The sequence below is a fragment of the Rahnella contaminans genome, assembly GCF_011065485.1.
Classification (GTDB): domain Bacteria; phylum Pseudomonadota; class Gammaproteobacteria; order Enterobacterales; family Enterobacteriaceae; genus Rahnella; species Rahnella contaminans.
Genome location: NZ_JAADJS010000010.1, coordinates 13,433 through 33,917 on the forward strand (window position 1 = coordinate 13,433; position 20,485 = coordinate 33,917).

Below are 20,485 nucleotides of genomic sequence, written 5' to 3' on the forward strand. Positions count from 1 at the left end.
TTAGCTCACGGGTAAGGTTAAGGAAATGGCGGCGGATGTGTCTTTGCGGGTGCCGGTGATATCCACCACCATTTTCCCGTCAAACGTCGTTTCAAAGGTGATGCCGGTCAGGCTGACGCGTGGCTCCCATTTCAGGATCGCGCTGTAGCAAGCCGCCATGATTTGCAGGCGCAGCGCCGCATTCTGCGGGCGGTCACTCAGCTCAGACAGCAGTGAACCATAGTCACGGCGCATGACGCGGGAACCCACGGGCGTGCGCAGAATGTCGCTGACCGACTGCTGAATGTGCGCCAGGTCTTCGACGCTGCGCCCCGTGTCGCGAGCCAGGCCGATGTATTTGGCGTTAGTCATGAGCGCAAAGGAAGAAAAGGCCAAGAATGGCAACCAACCACCAGCCGCCCGCATCGTTCGCCAGCATTCCCCCTGAAATTGACGCACAAAAAACTGACAAGAAAAAATTCATTGGAAACTCCTCGTTATCAGGCGGGTATGCCGGTACTGCCGCCGCCCGTCTGGACGCCGCCGTGTTTATGGGTATGAACAACCACGCCGTTAGACGTGAGGCTGCCGCCTGAGTGGATGAGGTTGCCGGTTAGGGCGCCGCCCTGTTTCACCTCCAGGCTGCCCGTCGTGAGCTTGTTGGTGCAGACCACTTCGGGCGCGTCGAGCGTAATGCGGGTTTTCGCCGTGCAGGTAATCAGCGGGGCAGTGACTGACACCTTATTCGCAGCGTTCACCGTGGCAGACTTGATGCCGGTTGCCAGCAGCGCGCCGGTTTTGGGTTCGTACTCAATTACCGCGCCGTCAGGGAATGACACATGCAAGGCATCGGCTGACGCCGACGGCGCCGGAAATTCATCAGAGAAAATGCCAGGCATCACAAAGGCGGTATTCAACTCACCGCCCAGGCAGAACAACAAAACCTGTTCACCGTCAGACGGTGCCCACCAGGAACGGGAACGCCCTGCGCGGGAGGTCAGCCAGTGCAGCCAGTCGGTGACGTTGCCGCCGGTGTTTACGCGACAAGTTGCTGCCTCTAAATCCACCTCGGCAACGGTGCCAATGCGGATCAGGTTGCGCAGCAGGCGCGGAATGTCGTTGTTTGGGATGGATGTATTCATGGATAAAAGAATGCCGCCCTGTCAGGCGGCATACAATTTGAGGCAGGTTGATGGCTGGTGGCACAACGCGGGGTTCACCAATTGCGAAATGGAATTTCACTTGCATTGACGGGGATTTTAATTCCCTCTCTTTTCAAAAACTCCTGAGTGGATGCTATCGCTAGCTCTTTATTTGGGGTATGCCCAACAATAAGCCCAGTTAAAAGGCTACTTTTTAGGTCTCCCAAGTCTAAGCGAGTAAATGGTATCAAGTTGGATTTACCTGGCCTAAAGTCTAGGCCTGTATACTTAACACTGCCGCGACTAATTAGTCGCCACTCAGCTTCTTCGCTAAAACTTTTATGTTTCATTAGTGGGAAAATTAACGAAAGCTCCTTATTTACTTCTCTTACAAATGGAGTAAAGAAGGAACGCAAAGCGGTACTGCTGCGGGTTACTTGGGTTCTGTTCTCGTTAAGCTTATGTTTCTTTATTAATTTATCTAATACTTTTAGAATTTCTTTTTTTTGTTCGGCAGGGTCATAAATACATTTACGTAATAAAAATTTTTGGTCACTAGCCACATCTTCTAAAAGGTTTTTTTTAAACCCTATTGAGTACCCTGACATGCCATTCGCATATCCGCGCCATTGACTTAATAAATCACTTTTTTCTGAAAATGAGCAAACACAAATGTTAATTTGCCCCATTTTTGATATACGTCTAACCAAGTCATTAATCACCCCAATCTCTCGCTCGTTAGAAGTTAGATCAAGTTTTTCCTCTAAAACTTCACTTGCAATATCAACAGCAAGATTGAACTCTTTATTGTCGTTTAGATATTGGATTTTTGTCGCCCAAAGTTGTTTGCTTTCGACAATTCCAATAAAGCCCGCCTGATCCGTGTAATGATAAAGTTGAAGAGGCACTTTAGAAACCATTGTTCCACCATTGATTAAATAACTAAGGTAGTTGATATCGGAATATTATATCTCATTGGTTAACTTGGAAAGTAACTCGCCCTCAACAATTTTCATATCCTCCGCGTCCAGCCCTAAAAGCGGACGCGCCGGATACTGCATTTCTTTTGCACGGACAGACGGACGATCCCGCAGCCCGTACTGATGCACTTTTGCCATGCGCTGAACCTGTCCGGTAAATTCCACCAGCGCGCCGTCAGCGGTGCCTTTGGCCTTCATGTATTTAGCCGTGCGCAGTTTGGCGAACATTTCCCGCTTAATGCGGCCTTTCTTTGCCCGCAGCGGCTGCGGACGTCGCGGAGTGAACGGCTGTCCTTCCGGCGTGACCTGCTGCTTAATGCGCTGTTGCTGATGTTTGCGCAGACGCTTCGCAATAGTCGCCGCCATCGCCTTCCGGCTTTGCGGTGACAGCGCCGCAATCAGTCCCGCCAGGCGGGTATCAAACGCAGTCAGCTCACTCATTCCACTGACTCACTAACTCGCCGTGCAGGTAGAGTTCACGCGGCCTTTCCACCGGCTCCGGCAGCGGCGGTTCCGGAAAATGCTCCACGTACAGACCGGCTTCAATCTGTTTCACAATCACGCGCTCGGTGAGTTGTACGTCAATCGCGATATCGTAGGAGCCATCATCGAGCATATCGGCCTTAAATTTAAAGCCAGTCTGCTGCTTTTCCGGTGTCGCCATAATGTCCGGCTGGTTCTCACGCAGCCACGCCAGGATCGGGACAATAATCAGATCGCAGTCCTGGGCAAAGTTGGTGATCAGCAGCTCGGTCTGATACTGGTATTCAAACGACAGCGAGCTGGCTAACGTGGAAACGATACGCCCGTTATCCACAAACATCCGCAATGTGTCGGGGCTGGTTTGCAGCACCGGTACGGCGTCAGTTAAGGCTTTTCGCAGTTGAGCGGGTTTTAACACGGTGCTCCTCCTGGCATTGTTTGACCGCTTCCACCTGGAGGCCGCAGGCTACCAGCGCGGCCTCCAGGTTTCTGACGTCACTGCTTAAATCGCCGTTAGTGGCCGGTGAGCTTGCCGGTATCGGGCAACTCGTTACCGCCGGACAGCCAACGTAAATAATCTGCGGCGCTGGCAAAGGCGGGGCGTTGGTGCATCCGGCTAATGCCATCAGGCAGACGAGCTGCATACCAATCACGCATTTCCTGATTTTCATTAAGTAACCTTTGAATATGAACTTCACGATCCCGCGCTAACCGCCCCGCTTGTGAGAGCTGTACGCGCAGGCTTTGTTCCTGGCGTTCCCGCGTTTCGGCCTGATCGTTCAGGCGGTTAATGGCGTTGTCTCGGCTTTCAATACCGGCGGACAGCGTGCCGATAATGCGCTGCGTCTGGTCGGCTTTTTCAGTCAGGCCACCGATACGCCAGGTTTGCAGCCCAGCCAGCGCGCAGGCTGCCAGCAGTAACAAAATTAGAAAGCGCATCAGACACCCCGCAGGCAGTAGGCCAGCTCATTCGCGCGTCGGCGTTCCAGACCGGTGACGCGCTCACCCTTCACAAACACCCAGCGCGGCAGCTGTTCGCAGGCGTCACGCCATCGACCTTTGTTGATGAAAAACCCTAACGTTGATTTGCAGGCCGCCGTCACGCCGACGTTAAACGCAAAGGACACCACGGCGTCATACACCGGTTGTGGCATGGCAACCGGCATACAGCGCGCAATGCCTTTCTCCACCCGCATCACGTCTTCCACCAGATTCACGGCGGCCTGCCGTTCGCTGATTTGCGTTTGCGGCTTCACGCCTGCGGTATGCCCGATGCCGTTTGTCCAGACGCCCGCGCTGCACTGATAAGCGGACAGGCGGCAACCTTCAAAATCGGTAATGAGTGCCAGACCGGCGGCGGAGGTTTTCAACGTCGGCGTTTGCGGCAGCAGCGCGGCAATTGCCAGGACGGCGGCGACGGCGCAGCGTCTAACGATTGATGGCTGCATTAATGTCCCCCCTGACGCCCATGGTTTTCAGCAGGCGATACGTTTTGCGTCGGTAATACCAGTTCACCAGGAAGGTCGCGACGCCGACGCCTGCGCCCACCAGAAAGGCGATATCCTGCGGTGACATTGCGCCGAGCCAGGCAAGAAAGGCCGCGACGCAATAACAGATAAACGAGGTGATGCGCTCCATGGTCATCAGTCCCAAAGTGAGACGGTTTCACTAACTGCGGCCAGGGTAATATCCGGCAGCTCCACCGCGTAGCCATGGGGCAAAATTGCCCCCTGTGCGGCTAAGCCAACGTTAGCCGCGTAAACGTGTTCAACCACCGATTCGGTGCGCCCGTAGTACCGCCAGCAAAGCGAATCCACGGTGTCGCCCTGTTCGGCATAGGCTTTCATCAGAGCAGCCCGATGATGCAGTGAGACACACCGGCGACGTCGCTGATCGCGTTGCGGCCATCACGCCACAGTTCATCAACCGTACTTTCGACAATCTCCGCCTTTTTACTGCCGGCATCGGTGGTATCACTGTTCGGATATCGTTCCGCCAGAATGGCAGCTGTAATGGATGAAACCGCCCGCAGGTAGGCACAGACTTTGATACTTTCGTCATCAATCTGGTCTGCCGGGACATCAGCGAGGGTTTTGTATCCCTGGGCGAGTTGTGCGACGCGGTAGCTGTAAAGCTCGGCATTCACTTCGGTCAGCGCGTACTTAATGACGGCGTGCAGACGTCTGGTGGTCACCGTTCCTTCCAGGCGCAGCGTGTCGCGTAACTCAACCGGACTGATATCCGGCCAGAAGTGCGTGTTTTTGATCGCGGGTTCCGTCGCGGCGTCCGGCTTTGGTGCAGGTACAACAAGAGACATAGTGACCTCTGAATAGGGGACGGTGGACGCCAGCGTTGAATGAGGTCACAGACCTGTCGCGGCTGGCGTGCCGTCCGGCGCGGGGCGCGTTCTGTTTAGCTGCTGGCAGCCTTTTTGATGGCTGATTCCAACCGCTCAATATCCTTTTTAACGCCGCAGTTGCTGTTCAGCTGGAAGGCGCGTTTCAGGTGTTGCAGGGCAAGCGGCAGTTTCACCGCATCGCGATACAGGTAGCCGGTAATTTTGTGCAGCTTGGCGCGTACCTGATCCGGCATGTCCTGGCTTTCCGTCAATTCCATCGTGGTCATGAGTACATCGAGACTGACCGGCTCACCGGCAGCATGAGCGCGGGTGCTCATGTCGGCGATTTCCTCCGCCAGTGCATAACCGGCAGGGCGTTTGCCGAACGGCATCGCCAGCTTGTAATGCAGCGCATAGCGGGCGATTTCCAGCGCACCGGCGTAGTCACCGGCATCAATCCGCCAGATCATGATGGTCATCAGAATGGCGTCCTGAGCGCCTTTACCCTCAGCGAGAACGCCCGCCACCCACGGCGCATATTCGGGCAGCATCTTGCGTTTGAGTTCTGCCTTTTTCTCAGCAGAATAGGCTTTCTTCAGGGCTTTCTGATCAGCATTAAGCTTTTGCAGCAGCAGTTCATAGCCTGTGGCATGACGCAGCAGGTTGGTATCCTGCTGCGCGGCTTCGATAGCTGACTGCCGCAACAAATGACGTCGGGCAGGGCTGGTCATGGCTTACTCCTGAGCTGCCGGTGCAGTGGTACCGGATGCAGTTTTGATGGCATCAACGATCGCCGAGGTAAATTTACTGAGATCAGCTTTTTCAGCTGTGTCGTCCTCTCCTGCGGTCACTTCGATGTTCTCGATCAGACAGCCGCAGCCGTAATCTTCCACCACATAATCCTCGTTAATGGATTCGTAGTTTTCGATGCGGTCACGCTTTGGTACTTCCTCAACGTGGCGGCGGTGCGTGCCGTCCTGCCAGTAAATGGACAGGTTATCCAGGCGAGTGATCAGCATGGCATTGGCAGGGAAGCCGGGCACACGAACGGCGGGCAGATTGCCGATGCGTTTCTGGCTGACAATCAGGTCGGCGGCCATCGCCTCAGTGTTTGGCTGTTGTTTGTTGATCAGCGGGAAATACTTATCCGCGAGCAGCTTGCGGCCACAGATAACCACCAGTTCGGTGTCGTCCTGATAGATTGGGTCGATCAGTTCATTCACCGCATCAAAGACCAGCGCGTCGAGGTTTTTGTATTCACCTACGCCACCGACTTTCACCGCCTCATTGGTCACGGTACCGTCTTCGGCGACAATCATGCCCATCACTTTGGACGGGGCATTCAGGCGGTATTTTTGCAGCCAGCCCACGCCGACATCCTGCAACAGCGGATTCTGAACGCGGTTAGAAGTCGGTGCGCGGGAAACACCGTTAAAGCCGACCAGGATGCGATCCAGTGCCTGACGCTTGATAATGGCGTCACGCAAACGGGTCTGAAAATCGTTGTAGCGCGCCCACAAGTCCAGCTTGCTGTACATCCAGTGGAAGTCGTAGTTGGTTTTGGTGCAGTGATAGCCTTCCTGATCCAGCTTGGTGAAATCAGCCGTTTCACGCTCGTCACCGGCGTCAGTGTTGGTGGTACTGGCAATCGTACCGGTCACGCCGACGCCAACTTTCGCGCCCATCATTTCGTCCACCGGAATGATGTTAATACGGGTCAGGAACTCTGAGGACTCCTGCAATCGGGTCATCAGCGTCTGCGTGACGGACGGCTCGACGTTAAATTTCTTGTCCAGCGTACCGACGTCAACATTGTTGAGTTTGGCTAGCTGGGAGAGGAACGCATTAAATTTAAAGCGCGTTTCTTTTTTCATGAGGTGTTTCCTGAGAGTGAGTTAAAGGTGTCGGATCAGCAGTCGGTGACCGTCTCGTCTACGCCTGCGCCGCCGGTTGCGTGCGGACGTTGGCCGAATTTCTGCGCTGGTGTCTGCGCTAACTTGCCTTTCAATTCAGTGAGGGCGTCATGTTCGGCAGCGGTGGATTTTTCCAGGGTATCGACGCGGCTCAGCAGGTCGGTCAGGCTGGTTTCATGCTTATCCAGTCCGGTCTGAGCGTATTGAGCGACCTCGCTGACGGCTTCGTGAACATCGGCCAGGCGGGCATCGTCGGACGCCTGTTTACGTGAAAGCTTTTGTTTCACCAGGGCAAAAAGAGAAGGGGCAGTTTCCGGCGCATCTTCAAACTCAATCAGTGCTTCGGTGGCAACCGTGAAGAGGCTGTCCGGATCGGTTTTACGACCGGCGAGCGGGTTCTGTTTGGCTTTGCGGCTAAACTCCAGCATTTCAGTGCCGAGGCTTGCGGGGTCGTCGGTGACGGCCAGACCGACCAGGTAGGATTTATTGGAATTGGCAAAGTTGCGTTTGATCTCCATCGAGGTGTAAACCTTCTGCCCGTCGCCGACCATCTGCGTTAAATCCGCGGTCGGGCTGATCATCGCGTACAGCGCCCATTTGTCATGCAGCAGCGGTTCAGCCGCGTCATCAATTTGTTCGGCTTTAAGCTGGATCACGTCGCCATAACGGCGGAAATCACTGGTCGGTAAGATGCCTTTGATATGTTCCAGATTGACGCGGGCGCCATAGGCTTTCGCGCTGTACGTCTCCGCCATTTGCTTGATGTCGTTAGCATCAATTTCGCGGCCGTCGCAGGTGTCGCCTTCGACCCCGATGCGGAACCATTTCGATACTTTCTTTGCCATGTAACTGACTCCGGTGATGAGTGTTGAGAACAGGAGTTAGTTTCCAGACAGTCACCGCAGGCCGCCAGCCGATGCGGGTTGTTGCCCGATGGCACAACGTGGGCAGCGCGAAAAACGGTTGTCTGGCCGGTAACGTGGCAGCATGAATATTTCAAACTCCACTATCATCAGCGACCCGCGCCGACAGGCGGCACTGCTTTACTGGCAGGGTTTTTCTGTGCGGCAAATCGGGGAGATGCTGAGCCAAAAAACGCCGACCGTGCAGAGCTGGAAAACTCGCGATCAATGGGAGGCCATCGCGCCCATTTCTCGCGTGGAAACCAGCATGGAAGCGCGGCTTATCCAGCTCGTCATGAAAGATGTAAAGGAGGGGAAGGACTACAAAGAGATCGACCTGTTAGGTCGACAGATTGAACGTCTGGCACGGGTTAATCGTTACAACCACACGGGCAGCGAAGCAGATTTAAACCCGAACGTCGCGAACCGTAACAAGGGCGAACGAAAGGCACCCGATAAGAATGTTTTCAGTGATGAGGCCATTGAGAAACTCGGCGACATCTTCATTGAAACCTCGTTTGAGTATCAGCGCGGATGGCATCAGGCCGGACTTCAACACCGTATTCGCAACATCCTCAAGTCACGCCAGATTGGTGCAACCTTCTACTTTGCCCGGGAAGCGTTGATTGATGCGCTGACCACCGGCCGCAACCAGATTTTCCTGTCAGCCAGTAAGGCGCAGGCGCACGTCTTTAAGAACTACATCATCGACTTTGCGAGGCAGGTGGATGTCGATTTAAAAGGCGACCCGATTGTGCTGCCCAACGGCGCCCGGTTGATTTTCCTCGGCACCAACGTCCGCACAGCGCAAAGCTATACCGGAAATCTCTACCTGGACGAATACTTCTGGATCCCCAAGTTTCAGGAGCTGCGCAAAGTGGCTTCTGGCATGTCGTTGCATAAGAAATGGCGTAGCACCTATTTTTCCACGCCGTCAAGCCTGGCACACAGCGCCTATCCGTTCTGGTCGGGTGAACTGTTCAACAAAGGCCGTCGCAACAAAGCCGACAGAATTGACCTGGATCTGACGCATGCGCACTTGTCGAAAGGCATGCTGTGCGACGACGGCCAGTGGCGGCAGATTGTGACGGTGGAAGATGCGCTGTCAGGCGGCTGTAACCTGTTCGACCTGGAACAGCTGCAACTGGAATACAGTCCCGCCGAATATGAAAACCTGCTGATGTGTGAGTTCGTGGATGATCAGGCGTCGGTGTTCCCGTTCGCAGAGTTGCAGGGCTGCATGGTGGACAGCCTTGACGAGTGGGAAGACTTCGACCCGTATCTGAAACGACCTTTTGCCTATCGTCCCGTATGGATTGGCTACGACCCGTCTCACACCGGTGACAGCGCAGGCTGCGCGGTAATTGCTCCGCCGGTGGTTTCCGGCGGCAAATTCCGCGTGCTTGAGCGTCATCAATGGAAGGGTATGGACTTTGCTGCGCAGGCCAGAAGCATTGAGGATCTCACGAATCGTTATGCAGTGGAGTACATCGGCATTGATGCGACTGGCATCGGACAGGGGGTATTCCAGCTCGTTCAGCAGTTCTTTCCGGCAGCGCGTGAGATCCGTTACAGCCCCGAGGTGAAAACCGCACTGGTACTCAAAGCAAAAGACACCATCAGCTCCGGCCGCCTGGAATATGACACCGGCCATACCGACATCACCGCGTCGTTTATGGCGATCCGCAAAACGATGACCGCCAGCGGCAACCGTTCAACCTACGAAGCCAGCCGCAGTGAAGAGGCCAGCCACGCCGACGTTGCGTGGGCAATCATGCACGCCCTGTTAAACGAACCGCTGACCGCCGCCAATGGCGGACAAAGCCCGAACATTCTGGAGTTCTACTAAATGAGCAAGCGCAAATACCGTAAAGCCACGCAGACCGCGACCACTGAAAGCCAGCAGGGCGCAGAGGTATTCAGCTTCGGTGATCCGACGCCGGTTTTAGACCGCCGCGAGATTCTGGATTACATCGAATGCACAGGTAACGGCCGTTGGTATGAACCACCAGTCAGTTTCGCCGGCCTTGCCCGCAGCCTTCGCGCTGCTGTTCATCACAGCTCACCGATTTACGTGAAGCGCAATATCCTCGCCTCGACGTTTATCCCGCACCCATTGCTGAGCCAGCAGGAGTTCAGCAAATTCGCCCTGGACTATCTGGTGTTTGGGAATGCGTACCTGGAACTGATCCGCAACCAGCTCGGCGAACCGCTACGCTTTGAAGCTGTACCGGCTAAATATGTGCGTCGCGGAGTGGAAGAGGGGACATACTGGTTTGTACAGGGTTGGAAAGAACCGCATCAGTTCGCAGCAGGCAGCATCTTTCATCTTATCGAACCGGACATTAACCAGGAGATTTATGGTTTGCCTGAATATCTGAGTGCGCTTAACTCTGCCTGGCTAAATGAAGCCGCTACGTTGTTTCGCCGCAAGTATTATCAGAACGGCGCGCATGCAGGTTATATCTTGTATATGACCGACGCAGCGCAGAGCAGCAGTGATATTGACTCCATGCGTAAGGCGATGCGAGATACTAAAGGCCTGGGCAACTTCCGCAACCTGTTTATGTACGCCCCTAACGGCAAGAAAGACGGCATTCAAATTCTACCGCTCAGTGAAGTTGCGACGAAAGACGACTTCTTCAACATTAAGAAATCCAGCCGCGATGATCTGCTAAGCGCGCACCGCGTTCCGCCACAGATGATGGGGATCATTCCTGATAATGCGGGCGGGTTTGGGGATGTGGAGAAGGCGGCGCAAGTGTTCGTTAGGAATGAACTGACGCCGCTGCAGGAGAGGATGAAGGAAGTGAATTTATTTTTGCGATTGAAAATAATAGAGTTTAGAATCTATTCTCTTGAAAGACTTCAATAAGGAAAAGGATATGCAATTAGATGCGCTTAAAACAATAGCTCTAGGATTTATAAGAGATAAGAATGACAGTCCTCTCAATCCATTAAACTATACTAATAAATCAAGTATAGATCTTACCATTGGTGAGGTCATTTATAAGGATAAGAAAGGTAATATTAGACCGGGGGTTGGAACAAGTTTAAAACCGCAACAATCAATGCTGATTATTTCTGAGGAAATAATCCGTGTTCCTGATGATCATGTTGCATATGTTTTCTTAAAAAATAGACTTAGTCAAAGAGGGCTTTTAGCCCTGAATACAGGGATAATAGATTCAGGTTATATCGGCCCGATCTCGACTCTTGTAATTAATTTTTCGAATGTTAATGCTGAAATTCCTTCAGGAAGGAGTTCAGCAGAGAAAGAATTTTTTAGAGTTGTTTTTCACAAAATTGACTCTAGTGCTTCGCAAACTTCACCAATCCAAGTTAGTACCTCTTATACTGCCAGTGAATATTCTGATTATAAACAAAAAGCTATAAAAAATCTTGAAAACTTACCGAAAACTTTTCTGGAACCTACTTATCTGAAAGAACAAATCAGAAATGAGATTTTCGATAAGATGTCAGAACTATCATTATTCAAATTAGGTTTCATGATTACTGTAATAGGTTTAATATTCACACTTTTTTCTGTTGGAAAAGATTACTTTTTTGGCATGCAATATGACCTTAAAGATACTATAAGCAATCAAGCCAAGTATGAATTACAAATTGAAAATCTCAATTCAGATGTCGATAAATTAAATGCAAGAATTCGTGCCTTAGAACTTGCTCCTAATAATGGGGATAATGGAAGCTAAGTCAGGAGTATTTTGTTTAACTGAAAAGGTTGATGCATCTATTAATTCTTTCTGCGCATTGAAAGCTATAGATGTACCAACTTTTTTTGCTAAATGTACATCATTTTTACCATCACCTACAAATATACAATCTTGTAGATTAACACCATACTCATCAGCAAGATGGCTCATAAATACAAGTTTTCCAATTTCATCAGTTGGTAATAAATTGAAATGCTCAACATCTCCTTCTTTGTCAAAAAAATATTCACATGCACTGTAAGCATGATCAATTTTAAGAGTCCGTTGAGTTAAATCAGCGAGTTGTTTGAATCCCCCAGAAATTAATGCAGTAACAACATTGCTATCCCTAAGGAAATCAAAAAGCTCAATTGCACCATCGTGCATTCTTGCACCATTAATGATTTTATCAAGATGCTGTTTATTCATCCCATACTTAATGTGTATCCTAACAGTATCCTTCATCCATTCAGTATAGCTAAAGTATTTTTTATCAAGCCACATATCTTTAGTCACTTCTTCCTCAATAAAGCATTCTTCACTTATTTCTTTCGCCAAAGCTGTCCATGCACTAGGTGCAACTTTCCCATTATCTAAAGATATGTTTTTCTCTAGCAATGTACCTTCCATATCAAAAAAACAAATCTTCATTTCAAATACACCTTCTGCCAACGACTATAAGTGATTTTTATTATAGCAAAGATTTATATAAATTAATATTATTTTGGGTTTGCTTTCTATGACCATAGAAATAGTAATTATTTTTGTGAGCTATTAAGATAGTTATAATCATGAGCATAAAATGTGGGGGGGGGGAGCTTTGCATTAGTTTTGACTGATCCCAGTACATATAAAGCACCGGGATCATAATCATGAAGAGCAATGTTTAAGTAACGCGTCAGAGCAGGCTTTACTCATGGCAAATGCGAATTTGCACGGCAGAGCATTACCAATAATTTGGCAAGCATGATCAATGTAATTAGTTTCAAACAAAAATGTATCAGGGAAGGTTTGTAATCTAGCAGCCTCACGTACTGAAATAGTTCTATCTTCAACCGGATGGCCAAATCGTCCTTTACTAAGAACAGTACAACCACCCGTTATAGTAGGGGAAACTTTATCCCAGCACATCCTTGCGTAAACATTACTGAATGTTGAGTTATTTCCTTTGTGACAATTGGGTCTCAAATGGTCAGGCAAATCGAAACGTGGACCGCCAGCCTTGAGATATTTTATCCTTTCAATGTTAAGAGGCGAAAGGTTTCTAATTACATTCCAATTAAATTTCTTTGGTCCGCCAAATTCCTGGGCATTGCGAAGAGTGATTGGCTCACCTAGACCTTTGAGGGCATCCCGAACTGTTACCCAACGAGATTTTCCATTGCTTCCTTCACGTGAGTGAGTTGGCTCAGGTAGTTTTATCTCAAAGCCTTTACCAGCTAAAAGCACAAATCTTTTTCTATCTTGTGGCACGCCGTAATCAGCTACCTGTAATACATTGTAATTAACAATATATCCCATACTTTCAATATGTGATATGAAATCACCGAGAAAATCTTTACCCCTACTCATCATGCCAGGAACATTTTCAATCATTAACATTTTAGGCTCAGTTTCAAAAATTAAGCGCGAAACTTCGTTTATTAATGAGTTCCTTAGGTCATCCTTTTTATAATCCCTTGTCAGTGTCGAAAAACTCTGGCAAGGGGGGCATCCGGCAAGCAGGTCAAGCTCTCCTTTTTGCAAGGAGATTGCTTTCAGTATTTCCTGACCTGACACATGCCTAATATCCCTCTCAATAACAGTGGCCTGTTTATTGTTGGTCTTGAAGGTATCTGCAGCTGAAGAGTTCAGTTCAACGGCTGCAAGTACGTTGAAACCAGCTTGCTTCAGGCCTTCACTAAGACCACCGCCACCGGAAAAAAGATCAATAGAATTCAACACAAAATTATCTCAGTTTTTTATCAATATTTTCAAAGAAGTCGCTCAATGGAGAGTTTACTACCGCCATTTTACGCAATAATTCTCTAGTAGCTTCACCACCGAGTTCTATCACGTCATAAACTCGTGAGTCGTCATAATGCTCAGAGATGCCATTAAGCATAGAGGCTAATAATTCCAAATAATCTTTTCGAGAATGAAGGCATATCTCATCCCAAGTTTTTATATGTATATTAGGATCGGCGCAATGAATACTTTCACCTGCATTTTTACCGATTAAATAACCAGTAACATTCGCATGCGGATAATGACCTTTTATCCAGTAAAAATATGTTAGAAGTTGCAAAACATGTGCATATTCAAGTGGTACTTGAGGGCTTTTGAGTTCAACCACGATAATTACACTTTTATTTTGATCACTGAAAAAAGCGAAGTCAGGTCTTGTTCCTGCGTCGGCAGAAAATTTTATGCTCTGAGCTGTAGCCCCATGTGCATATAAGGTTCCATCAATGGCAGCCCTGCGGGCTAACTCTTTCAATGTAGTGTTTGCAAAGACTTTTCCTTTGTCAGAACCCAGTATCCATGGAAAGTTTTCTAACAATGCTTGTAATTGATTTTCCGTTCCTATAATACTTAATTCATGAAGCTTTGTTAATGCATATATACGCTGTGAAACACTTACTGATAATGAAAGTGACTCAGGAACTAGATATTTAGTTATATCATTCAGGGTTGAAATAAAGTCTTGTTGGTTCCCTTCAGAAACTTCAATCCGATCCCATAGTGATTTAATGATATTTCGTGTAGGTCTATGGGTCCAAGCAGAGGTGAGTTGTGTTATAACTTCATTTTGAAGCGCTTCATCTTTATATATTTTGGGACTCATATTACAGACCATATCTTTAATAACTAAACGTTCCTCTTCAGTAATTCTAGGGATGTCAGGCAGCTCCTTGATCTTCAACATTATTTTATCGGAATTTTGTTCTTTTTGGAATTTACGATAATTAGCAATCCATTTAGCAACAAGTATACGCCCCCATTCATACATGGGTTCTGTAAAATCATTATTCCAATTAATACTAGTTCGATCCGTAGAAACTATATCTTCGCTGAGTTCATCAAGCCAGTCGGCCTCGATAACACCATACATATATCTTGAAGATATTTCTCGACCTTTCAAACCAAAAACAAAAGGGCGATCTTGAGCTATTTTTCCATGAGTGTATACGCCCACCCCAGCTTGATCTTGTGGCCACTCAGCTTCTTTAACAAAACCGACCCAATATTTTATTAGGCGATCAACACCACCAAAATTAACTGTTTCCTCTGTAAAGCCCTCTTCAGGTTCTCTATATGAAAACTCAGGTAAAGATTGTTTTTCAGTAACCAAATGCCCATTAATAAGAACATTAAAATCATTTCTAATTAAAGTTACTGTAAATCTTCTCCCAAGCGCTTCCATAAGTTGGCTAGAAGATACAGTTCTTTTTAAAGAAAGATCATCCATAATAATTAAAGTGCCACCTAGACTTTTTGTTTTTACTAGGAACTCTTTTACATAACCATGCTTATCACGTGATAACTCAATGTCATTGATAGGAACTGAATCATAAATAACTTCAGGTCTATATTTGAATTCTGATGATTCTGAACTACTAGACTCATCTAAAAGCTCTGTCAAGTCTATTTCAAACCAACAACATGACTTATCTTTTTGGCTGATAGTGATTACGGATATTTTTTTTGCTATACCAAATGGTGCTAATTTTCCTATCCCTTTCCTTCCCATATACTTTCTTTTTTTTGGGGAAAGTACTTCAATGTTTTCTGCTATTCTTTTTCTTTTACCGATAATAAGATAATGGCCAACCAAAGTTTCGCGATCCATTCCAATTCCATTATCATAGACAGCTAAATGCTCTTTATTTATATCGATCCAAACTTCACCAGCATCCGCATCCCAAGAATTGGAAACAAGCTCTGCTAAAACATTCGTAGGCCTATTTTGGTATAATTTTAAGCCAAGATGTTCAATGATGTTGTGGCTGTATCTTAACTCCAAAGGCTGTGGTTGAAGCATAGTAAATCCCTTTCAAATAAATTTATATTTATGTATTTGTATCATTTGAATGCTTCATTTCCAGAAAGTCAAGAAATGAAAACAGATTTCATATGCTCCAGACGCGCAATGCTATCCCCGCCACGCCTGCCCGCTTTATGGGTCGCTTTTGATGCAGTTGCGTGATCCACTGTGATCCACGCCAGCACTGGTGTTACAGGGAGAAAAGAGCAGGGCGATCACAACGCAAAATCATGCACTCACTGCATGCAGAGCTAACAAAGAGAGAGCGCCCGTGTTCCTGGCTATTCTTCATCGTCGTAAACAGAGAATGGCACTGACGGCGTGTCTGCTTCATCCAGAACGCGATCGGCCATATCAGAGATCATTTCCATCACCAGCGCGTAGTCGTCATTTCTGCACTGGCCTGACTGTGCGATGTCAGCCATAAGCCGGATTTTTATCAAAGCCATCTTTAGCTCATGAGAGGATTCCATTACTCACTCCAATGCACTGTTTATTTATACAGTATAATATTACCATTTCTTAACAAATTCCAATAAAAACTGAATGTTACTTTTTAACCAATAGCTTCGATGAATGTTTAAACAGTCCTAGTCGTCATAAAATTCCTGCCAGTCCATAAGAGGGGGATGATGGATCACAACATCACCAAAACTGATTTTGGCTCCCCGGGTTAATGCTTCCAGCTCCCATCTTTGAGCTTTGATATCATTTTTAAGCAATTCCTGTTCAATCTGAGGCAATCGCGCCCGTTCTTCAGCCGTCAATCTTGCTGATGGGGCAACATCGCGCCCCTTTGTTGGGTCAAAACTTCGCTGCGCCTTGCTGACTCTCGGTGTTTCCTCCCTTATACGCGCCACAATCGCCCTTACGGCGGCTGTGTCTGTCCAGTCAATAACTCGCAGATTGTCAGAATTAGACGCTGTAAGGTCGCTCCCAGCCTTGCCATCGCGCCTATTTGCAGCCTGTTTCTTTCCACCTAACCCACAGTTATTGACAGGACTCCGAGGCGCGCCGTGGGCGCTTTTTGAGGTCAAAACCTCAACGTCAACGGCAGAAGAAACGATGCGCCATTGGGTAGTACGGGTTTCATAAACACGAGAGTCGCCGAGATGAGGGGCAAAAATGCCAACAACCTTTTTCACTTCTTCGTCGTAGGCGTTCAGTTCAGCAGCAACCCGACGAGCTACACGAACGGTCTGATCTTCACGTGAAACATTCGCGCCGCCTTGAGCCTTCATGTACGCCATAAAATCACCGGCATCAGCAGCAGCGCGGACGGCTTCAACTTCTTCATCAAAGGTTTCGGTCAGGCTGATAGAACGGATGCGGCGGCACTCACGGTATGAACCCATGCTAGGCAGGCCGATAGGATGGAATTGAGGGATCCGCCAGGTAGCAGCCCAGGCAGTAACAGCGGCAGCGGAGTCTGTCAGCAGCTCGCCGGTTTCGTGGTCGCGCTCGCCTTCCAGAGCGTAACCGTCGATGTTCTTTGCGATGTATTTGGCGATATAGCCAGCCGCGCCGCCGCGATTCAGGTGCTTACAGTCGAAGCGGTTTTTAGCTGCACCGCGCTCGTCACCGTCTTCTTTCATGGCGTATTTGCGCATGATATCGATCACCCGCTGACGCATGGCGGGTTTCGTGAATAACATCATGTGCCAGTGCGGCGTCGCGTCGTGGTGAGGTTCGACAACCCGCATCCCGTAGACTGACAGACCGTTATCCTTGAACGTGGTGCGCATTTTGCTCCAAATCCCGCAAAGATAACGCTGCGCATCTTTCGGGGTATAGGCTTCTTTGTCCCAGGCGTGATTTCGCTGAACGCGCTTTTTATCGCCCTTACCCACCATTCGGGTCGGGTGATATTTAGAAGGGGTAGTGATGGTCAGGAACATCCCGACGTCGCCATTTGCAGCGGCATATTTTTCGGTGCCGGCGATCGTGCTCATTAGCTCCATGCGGCGGATTTCAGGGTTTGAAATACTCGCCATCACTTTGTCGATCAGACTGAAACGCTCGCCGGTTTCGATGTTTTCCAGGTCGCAGCTTTTTAGGTAGTCGAGATTCGACAGACGGCGCGCACGTACTTCACGGATAGCCTGCTTACTGGCATACGGGGAAGCATCACGGTTCACTTTGCCGATGGCGATCAGCAAAGATTCACGCCAGCGGGTGCGCTGACCTTTAAATTGGCGTAACCACCAATCCGGATTAACCAGGCGTGACATGGCAGCGATAGCGGAAACGGCATCCAGTTTGTCTTTGCAATACCTTTTCCAGTACATCGGCGTGACATTGAAAGCCTGTGCCATACCGGCGATTTCGCTGTATAGCTCGCACTGGGTATCACTCTCGAACAGAATCGAATTATCCCCGTTGTACTGAGCAAGCAACAGATCGCAACGTTCTTCATAGATTTCTTTCAGTTGTCCGGCGATGTCCTGAGCGAATCGGCGCAGCGGTTTATCGCTCATGCTCGGCAGACCGTGATAGGTGTCTGCCTCAGACATGAACTTCATAGAGGCTTTAACATTCATCGCATGAGCGGCATTAACCGCTTCTACGCGGGGAAGAATGCTGCGACCAAGGGTATAAATCAGGTATTTATTGGCGGCATGAATGCCCTGCGTTTTCAACAGATACGCATGGCGACCTGTGAAAATTTCCCTCAGGCCGGTAGAGAGGTTTTTTACTCTGATTAAAACAGCTTGCCCCTGATCGTATTCATCACGGGTAAGCGGTCTTTCCAGGCCAGAAACAGCCTGGCGTGGTTTGTTCCAGGGAAACGCCCAGACTTCGGGCGTTGTAACCTGAGGGGTAAAACGGCTGGTCTGCATTACATACCGTCTTTGATATCAATGACCAGATAGCCAGCGTTAACACCGGCCAGGATGAGTAATGCCACTGAGAAAACGATCACTTGTTTCCTCTGTAATGTCCGGCGTTCAACTCAGCCAGTTCTTTGCAGTAAACACAAAGCTCAACCCCTGGTAGAGCTGCACGGCGTTCCTCTGGTATCGGGCGGTCACAGTCGATGCAGAACATTGCGGAAACGCCTGCAACAGTTGCGCGGGCGGCTTGGATTTGGGCGGAAAGGACGAGATCAGCGCGCTCCTGGGCGGTGTCGATTACATCAGCCATTGTTACGCCTCCGCTTCACTTTGGATTCGGTTAGCTTCAATGCGTAATGCCTCCGCAGCTTCAATCCCTGTCATTTCACGTTTGAGGATAAAACTGGCAATCGCTTCCAGGCGGCCAGCAAATACAACCGCTCGATTGGCGCGTTCTTCATTACGAGCAGCGTCCAGCATCAACGATAAATCAGGAACAGAGGTGTAATCGCGTTCTGGTGAAGCTAAATCAATGCCCATAACCGGTAAGCCAACTATATTTTGACGGGTGTTATCAATCATATTTTTCATATAAGAACTCCTGTTTTGGGCAAAAGAATGCCCGGCGGGTTGACGCCAATTAGTTTGAATACGGGTTAGTGTTTAATATTTATCTTGCAATCATCATCACTGATAAATTTCGGCAGTGATTCAGTTAAACCAAGCAAAGAATTTAGCGCCGCAACTACTTGATGCCTTTCCGTCGGCGTTAATTCAGCAAACTTCATCTCAAGATGGCGACGAGATAAGCCAGCATGAAAACAGATTGTTCTACGCATGTGCAGCGGCTGAGTATCAAATGTTTCCTGCGCTACATTCTTTCTGAAATCAAACATCTCTTTAATTTTGGAAAGATGTTTTTTGCCTATTTGAATATGTTCTTCATTTACTAAAGACATAATCACCTCAACTAAACAGACGCTTTAAAAGCGGTTTTGAATTTCTCACGGCCTGCGGAGCAGTGGCTTGTGACATTGAAGGGTTCCAACGCTTGCCACCTGGCAACTCGATGCAACCGTGCCCAAAGTGGCGAGATGGACTCTGCTGTTTTAAAAATGGAGCAATAGAAACAGCCATAGTCACATCAGCCCATTTGTCGTAACGCTTGCAATGGCACCAACTGCAGACGCCAGAGCTGGCGATGCTTGCACTCGGCCTTGTACGACTAAACCGATTAGTGACAGATGGCGAATACCGGCATTTACACCTTCAAGTAAGGACATTCGACGCTGAGAACTGACAGTGCCACCTTTTACTGCATCAGCTGCAATAGAACCTACGGCGGCAGTTGCCTGTAGTGCGTAGGTAGAAAGATTAGAAGTAGCAATCTCATTGACCGGTACGGATGGCAGGCAGTTTATTTGTGCCAGCATGCCATCGAGAAGGGTCGCGTCCTCAGTCAGATCAGTGATTAAAAGAACTTCTTCACAAGTGAGTTTATGAGGTTGCTCAGGGTTGAACTTATTGCGCAGAATTTGGGGTTTAGTACCCATCCGAGCTGAAAGTTCGGTAAGGTTATGACGATTCACAAATGCCTTACATGCATCGTCAAAGTGAGCGTGTTTGGAAACGCGATAATCAAACATTGTTAGTCCCTGCGAGTTTGAATAATCTGACTCAACGATTTATGTAGCGGCACTTGATGGCTTGCTGACGGTTTTTCTCACGCCAGGCCTCAAGATTGATCAGGGCATTGCCATGACGTTCCATAACAACAGTTTGCATTTGACCTGTTTTTCGGTTTTTGCGTTGCTGGGTGATTGTGGTTGAAGGTGTTGGTGCAAGCAGGACAACTCCGTTAGCGATCCACTTTTCGAGGACAGCGGAGCTGATGCCGTTAATTGCAGCAAAATCTTTTTTAGAGATTGTAGGGGAGTTAGCTAGTGTGGTCAGTTGCAAACTTATTGAGTTCACAATAGTTGCAGACAGGGCTGATTCTAAAGCCGGTAGCAACTGGGATACTACAGAGTTTAACAATTCCTTGGAAACGGCTGTCTTATCAACGGCTACTTGAATTGCATTCTGTTCAGACATAAAGCAAAATCTCCTTTTAAGCAGTTTGAGTTCTACTGTGTAACATGTGGTGTGTTTTCACTTTAGATCACAAATTT

Annotated in this window: 29 protein-coding genes; 4 read left to right on the forward strand and 25 right to left on the reverse strand. The window is 48.6% G+C overall.

The annotated features are described in order from the left end of the window. The 14 genes from GW579_RS23400 to GW579_RS23460 all read right to left on the reverse strand — a co-directional run bounded on the left by GW579_RS23400 (position 1) and on the right by GW579_RS23460 (position 7,680). The gene (locus GW579_RS23400; RefSeq protein ID WP_165062174.1) at positions 1-351 is read right to left on the reverse strand and encodes a GPW/gp25 family protein; all 351 of its coding nucleotides are present in this window, start codon (positions 349-351) and stop codon (positions 1-3) included. Between the two features lie 128 nt (positions 352-479). Then, positions 480-1,121, reverse strand: a complete 642-nt coding sequence (locus GW579_RS23405) for a phage baseplate assembly protein V (RefSeq protein ID WP_165062175.1) — start codon at positions 1,119-1,121, stop codon at positions 480-482. Positions 1,122-1,195: 74 nt separating this feature from the next. Beyond that, positions 1,196-2,041: a DUF2971 domain-containing protein gene (locus tag GW579_RS23410; RefSeq protein ID WP_165062176.1), complete on the reverse strand. Its 846-nt coding sequence runs from the start codon at positions 2,039-2,041 to the stop codon at positions 1,196-1,198. 45 nt (positions 2,042-2,086) lie between these two features. Further along, the gene (locus GW579_RS23415) at positions 2,087-2,542 is read right to left on the reverse strand and encodes a phage virion morphogenesis protein (protein ID WP_165062178.1); all 456 of its coding nucleotides are present in this window, start codon (positions 2,540-2,542) and stop codon (positions 2,087-2,089) included. Continuing rightward, positions 2,535-3,002 carry a phage tail protein gene (locus GW579_RS23420; protein ID WP_165062180.1) on the reverse strand — a complete coding sequence of 156 codons (468 nt, stop codon included), beginning with the start codon at positions 3,000-3,002 and terminating at the stop codon, positions 2,535-2,537. The genes GW579_RS23415 and GW579_RS23420 overlap by 8 nt, the downstream gene beginning before the upstream one ends. Further along, entirely contained in the window at positions 2,965-3,210 is a 246-nt protein-coding gene (lysC, locus tag GW579_RS23875; protein ID WP_235937459.1) for an Rz1-like lysis system protein LysC, read from the reverse strand. Before lysC ends, GW579_RS23420 begins: the two co-directional genes overlap by 38 nt. Continuing rightward, positions 3,098-3,523, reverse strand: coding sequence for an Rz-like lysis system protein LysB (gene lysB, locus GW579_RS23425; RefSeq protein WP_165062182.1), 426 nt, complete (start codon positions 3,521-3,523; stop codon positions 3,098-3,100). Before lysB ends, lysC begins: the two co-directional genes overlap by 113 nt. Continuing rightward, positions 3,523-4,032, reverse strand: a complete 510-nt coding sequence (locus tag GW579_RS23430; RefSeq protein WP_165062184.1) for a lysozyme — start codon at positions 4,030-4,032, stop codon at positions 3,523-3,525. Before GW579_RS23430 ends, lysB begins: the two co-directional genes overlap by 1 nt. Then, positions 4,013-4,222 (reverse strand): phage holin, encoded by a 210-nt coding sequence (locus GW579_RS23435; protein ID WP_013573918.1) that lies wholly within the window; start codon positions 4,220-4,222, stop codon positions 4,013-4,015. The genes GW579_RS23430 and GW579_RS23435 overlap by 20 nt, the downstream gene beginning before the upstream one ends. Positions 4,223-4,227: 5 nt before the next feature. Further along, on the reverse strand, positions 4,228-4,431 hold the full coding sequence (locus GW579_RS23440; protein ID WP_165062186.1) for a tail protein X: 204 nt from the start codon (positions 4,429-4,431) through the stop codon (positions 4,228-4,230). Further along, a complete protein-coding gene (locus GW579_RS23445; RefSeq protein WP_165062188.1) occupies positions 4,431-4,901 on the reverse strand; it encodes a head completion/stabilization protein in 471 nt (156 codons plus the stop codon). Before GW579_RS23445 ends, GW579_RS23440 begins: the two co-directional genes overlap by 1 nt. Before the next feature lie 95 nt (positions 4,902-4,996). Beyond that, the gene (gpM, locus tag GW579_RS23450) at positions 4,997-5,653 is read right to left on the reverse strand and encodes a phage terminase small subunit (protein ID WP_165062190.1); all 657 of its coding nucleotides are present in this window, start codon (positions 5,651-5,653) and stop codon (positions 4,997-4,999) included. A gap of 3 nt (positions 5,654-5,656) precedes the next feature. Continuing rightward, positions 5,657-6,796 carry a phage major capsid protein, P2 family gene (locus GW579_RS23455; RefSeq protein WP_165062192.1) on the reverse strand — a complete coding sequence of 380 codons (1,140 nt, stop codon included), beginning with the start codon at positions 6,794-6,796 and terminating at the stop codon, positions 5,657-5,659. A gap of 35 nt (positions 6,797-6,831) precedes the next feature. Beyond that, positions 6,832-7,680 carry a GPO family capsid scaffolding protein gene (locus tag GW579_RS23460; protein ID WP_165062194.1) on the reverse strand — a complete coding sequence of 283 codons (849 nt, stop codon included), beginning with the start codon at positions 7,678-7,680 and terminating at the stop codon, positions 6,832-6,834. Positions 7,681-7,703: 23 nt separating this feature from the next. Between GW579_RS23460 and GW579_RS23915 the strand changes: the two genes are divergently transcribed. The 4 genes from GW579_RS23915 to GW579_RS23475 are packed head-to-tail and all read left to right on the forward strand — an operon-like array spanning position 7,704 to position 11,453. Then, on the forward strand, positions 7,704-7,826 hold the full coding sequence (locus GW579_RS23915) for a hypothetical protein (protein WP_268959687.1): 123 nt from the start codon (positions 7,704-7,706) through the stop codon (positions 7,824-7,826). Further along, a complete protein-coding gene (locus GW579_RS23465) occupies positions 7,823-9,586 on the forward strand; it encodes a terminase ATPase subunit family protein (protein ID WP_165062196.1) in 1,764 nt (587 codons plus the stop codon). The genes GW579_RS23915 and GW579_RS23465 overlap by 4 nt, the downstream gene beginning before the upstream one ends. Then, positions 9,587-10,612: a phage portal protein gene (locus GW579_RS23470; RefSeq protein WP_165062198.1), complete on the forward strand. Its 1,026-nt coding sequence runs from the start codon at positions 9,587-9,589 to the stop codon at positions 10,610-10,612. A gap of 10 nt (positions 10,613-10,622) precedes the next feature. Then, on the forward strand, positions 10,623-11,453 hold the full coding sequence (locus GW579_RS23475; RefSeq protein ID WP_165062200.1) for a dCTP deaminase domain-containing protein: 831 nt from the start codon (positions 10,623-10,625) through the stop codon (positions 11,451-11,453). Here the strand turns inward: GW579_RS23475 and GW579_RS23480 are convergent. From GW579_RS23480 to GW579_RS23530, 11 genes are all read right to left on the reverse strand, one after another. Continuing rightward, positions 11,415-12,104 carry an HAD family hydrolase gene (locus tag GW579_RS23480; RefSeq protein ID WP_165062202.1) on the reverse strand — a complete coding sequence of 230 codons (690 nt, stop codon included), beginning with the start codon at positions 12,102-12,104 and terminating at the stop codon, positions 11,415-11,417. The two genes, GW579_RS23475 and GW579_RS23480, sit on opposite strands and share 39 nt — an antisense overlap. A gap of 219 nt (positions 12,105-12,323) precedes the next feature. Then, on the reverse strand, positions 12,324-13,397 hold the full coding sequence (locus GW579_RS23485) for a DNA (cytosine-5-)-methyltransferase (RefSeq protein ID WP_165062211.1): 1,074 nt from the start codon (positions 13,395-13,397) through the stop codon (positions 12,324-12,326). A 4-nt stretch (positions 13,398-13,401) separates the two neighbouring features. Beyond that, on the reverse strand, positions 13,402-15,477 hold the full coding sequence (locus GW579_RS23490; RefSeq protein WP_165062213.1) for an ATP-binding protein: 2,076 nt from the start codon (positions 15,475-15,477) through the stop codon (positions 13,402-13,404). A 284-nt stretch (positions 15,478-15,761) separates the two neighbouring features. Next, positions 15,762-15,929, reverse strand: coding sequence for a hypothetical protein (locus tag GW579_RS23495; protein ID WP_165062215.1), 168 nt, complete (start codon positions 15,927-15,929; stop codon positions 15,762-15,764). 141 nt (positions 15,930-16,070) lie between these two features. Next, positions 16,071-18,320 carry a replication endonuclease gene (locus tag GW579_RS23500; RefSeq protein ID WP_165062217.1) on the reverse strand — a complete coding sequence of 750 codons (2,250 nt, stop codon included), beginning with the start codon at positions 18,318-18,320 and terminating at the stop codon, positions 16,071-16,073. Between the two features lie 79 nt (positions 18,321-18,399). Then, on the reverse strand, positions 18,400-18,624 hold the full coding sequence (locus tag GW579_RS23505; protein WP_165062219.1) for a TraR/DksA family transcriptional regulator: 225 nt from the start codon (positions 18,622-18,624) through the stop codon (positions 18,400-18,402). Positions 18,625-18,626: 2 nt separating this feature from the next. Then, on the reverse strand, positions 18,627-18,905 hold the full coding sequence (locus GW579_RS23510) for a DUF2732 family protein (protein WP_235937460.1): 279 nt from the start codon (positions 18,903-18,905) through the stop codon (positions 18,627-18,629). Between the two features lie 65 nt (positions 18,906-18,970). Then, entirely contained in the window at positions 18,971-19,273 is a 303-nt protein-coding gene (locus GW579_RS23515; RefSeq protein WP_165062221.1) for a hypothetical protein, read from the reverse strand. A 7-nt stretch (positions 19,274-19,280) separates the two neighbouring features. After that, positions 19,281-19,451, reverse strand: a complete 171-nt coding sequence (locus GW579_RS23520; protein ID WP_119826354.1) for a phage filamentation protein Fil family protein — start codon at positions 19,449-19,451, stop codon at positions 19,281-19,283. A 2-nt stretch (positions 19,452-19,453) separates the two neighbouring features. Beyond that, positions 19,454-19,960 (reverse strand): phage regulatory CII family protein, encoded by a 507-nt coding sequence (locus GW579_RS23525; RefSeq protein WP_165062223.1) that lies wholly within the window; start codon positions 19,958-19,960, stop codon positions 19,454-19,456. A gap of 31 nt (positions 19,961-19,991) precedes the next feature. Further along, the gene (locus GW579_RS23530; protein ID WP_120161742.1) at positions 19,992-20,408 is read right to left on the reverse strand and encodes a hypothetical protein; all 417 of its coding nucleotides are present in this window, start codon (positions 20,406-20,408) and stop codon (positions 19,992-19,994) included. Between the last annotated feature and the right edge of the window lie 77 nt (positions 20,409-20,485).

What these genes read in the sequence shown, in the direction of transcription:
- GW579_RS23400 (WP_165062174.1), bottom strand. Translation starts at nt 351, where the DNA reads ATGACTAACGCCAAATACATCGGCCTGGCTCGCGACACGGGGCGCAGC.
- GW579_RS23405 (WP_165062175.1), bottom strand. Translation starts at nt 1,121, where the DNA reads ATGAATACATCCATCCCAAACAACGACATTCCGCGCCTGCTGCGCAAC.
- GW579_RS23410 (WP_165062176.1), bottom strand. Translation starts at nt 2,041, where the DNA reads ATGGTTTCTAAAGTGCCTCTTCAACTTTATCATTACACGGATCAGGCG.
- GW579_RS23415 (WP_165062178.1), bottom strand. Translation starts at nt 2,542, where the DNA reads ATGAGTGAGCTGACTGCGTTTGATACCCGCCTGGCGGGACTGATTGCG.
- lysC (WP_235937459.1), bottom strand. Translation starts at nt 3,210, where the DNA reads ATGGCATTAGCCGGATGCACCAACGCCCCGCCTTTGCCAGCGCCGCAG.
- lysB (WP_165062182.1), bottom strand. Translation starts at nt 3,523, where the DNA reads ATGCGCTTTCTAATTTTGTTACTGCTGGCAGCCTGCGCGCTGGCTGGG.
- GW579_RS23430 (WP_165062184.1), bottom strand. Translation starts at nt 4,032, where the DNA reads ATGCAGCCATCAATCGTTAGACGCTGCGCCGTCGCCGCCGTCCTGGCA.
- GW579_RS23435 (WP_013573918.1), bottom strand. Translation starts at nt 4,222, where the DNA reads ATGGAGCGCATCACCTCGTTTATCTGTTATTGCGTCGCGGCCTTTCTT.
- GW579_RS23440 (WP_165062186.1), bottom strand. Translation starts at nt 4,431, where the DNA reads ATGAAAGCCTATGCCGAACAGGGCGACACCGTGGATTCGCTTTGCTGG.
- GW579_RS23445 (WP_165062188.1), bottom strand. Translation starts at nt 4,901, where the DNA reads ATGTCTCTTGTTGTACCTGCACCAAAGCCGGACGCCGCGACGGAACCC.
- gpM (WP_165062190.1), bottom strand. Translation starts at nt 5,653, where the DNA reads ATGACCAGCCCTGCCCGACGTCATTTGTTGCGGCAGTCAGCTATCGAA.
- GW579_RS23455 (WP_165062192.1), bottom strand. Translation starts at nt 6,796, where the DNA reads ATGAAAAAAGAAACGCGCTTTAAATTTAATGCGTTCCTCTCCCAGCTA.
- GW579_RS23460 (WP_165062194.1), bottom strand. Translation starts at nt 7,680, where the DNA reads ATGGCAAAGAAAGTATCGAAATGGTTCCGCATCGGGGTCGAAGGCGAC.
- GW579_RS23465 (WP_165062196.1), top strand. Translation starts at nt 7,823, where the DNA reads ATGAATATTTCAAACTCCACTATCATCAGCGACCCGCGCCGACAGGCG.
- GW579_RS23470 (WP_165062198.1), top strand. Translation starts at nt 9,587, where the DNA reads ATGAGCAAGCGCAAATACCGTAAAGCCACGCAGACCGCGACCACTGAA.
- GW579_RS23475 (WP_165062200.1), top strand. Translation starts at nt 10,623, where the DNA reads ATGCAATTAGATGCGCTTAAAACAATAGCTCTAGGATTTATAAGAGAT.
- GW579_RS23480 (WP_165062202.1), bottom strand. Translation starts at nt 12,104, where the DNA reads ATGAAGATTTGTTTTTTTGATATGGAAGGTACATTGCTAGAGAAAAAC.
- GW579_RS23490 (WP_165062213.1), bottom strand. Translation starts at nt 15,477, where the DNA reads ATGCTTCAACCACAGCCTTTGGAGTTAAGATACAGCCACAACATCATT.
- GW579_RS23495 (WP_165062215.1), bottom strand. Translation starts at nt 15,929, where the DNA reads ATGGCTTTGATAAAAATCCGGCTTATGGCTGACATCGCACAGTCAGGC.
- GW579_RS23500 (WP_165062217.1), bottom strand. Translation starts at nt 18,320, where the DNA reads ATGCAGACCAGCCGTTTTACCCCTCAGGTTACAACGCCCGAAGTCTGG.
- GW579_RS23505 (WP_165062219.1), bottom strand. Translation starts at nt 18,624, where the DNA reads ATGGCTGATGTAATCGACACCGCCCAGGAGCGCGCTGATCTCGTCCTT.
- GW579_RS23510 (WP_235937460.1), bottom strand. Translation starts at nt 18,905, where the DNA reads ATGAAAAATATGATTGATAACACCCGTCAAAATATAGTTGGCTTACCG.
- GW579_RS23515 (WP_165062221.1), bottom strand. Translation starts at nt 19,273, where the DNA reads ATGTCTTTAGTAAATGAAGAACATATTCAAATAGGCAAAAAACATCTT.
- GW579_RS23520 (WP_119826354.1), bottom strand. Translation starts at nt 19,451, where the DNA reads ATGGCTGTTTCTATTGCTCCATTTTTAAAACAGCAGAGTCCATCTCGC.
- GW579_RS23525 (WP_165062223.1), bottom strand. Translation starts at nt 19,960, where the DNA reads ATGTTTGATTATCGCGTTTCCAAACACGCTCACTTTGACGATGCATGT.
- GW579_RS23530 (WP_120161742.1), bottom strand. Translation starts at nt 20,408, where the DNA reads ATGTCTGAACAGAATGCAATTCAAGTAGCCGTTGATAAGACAGCCGTT.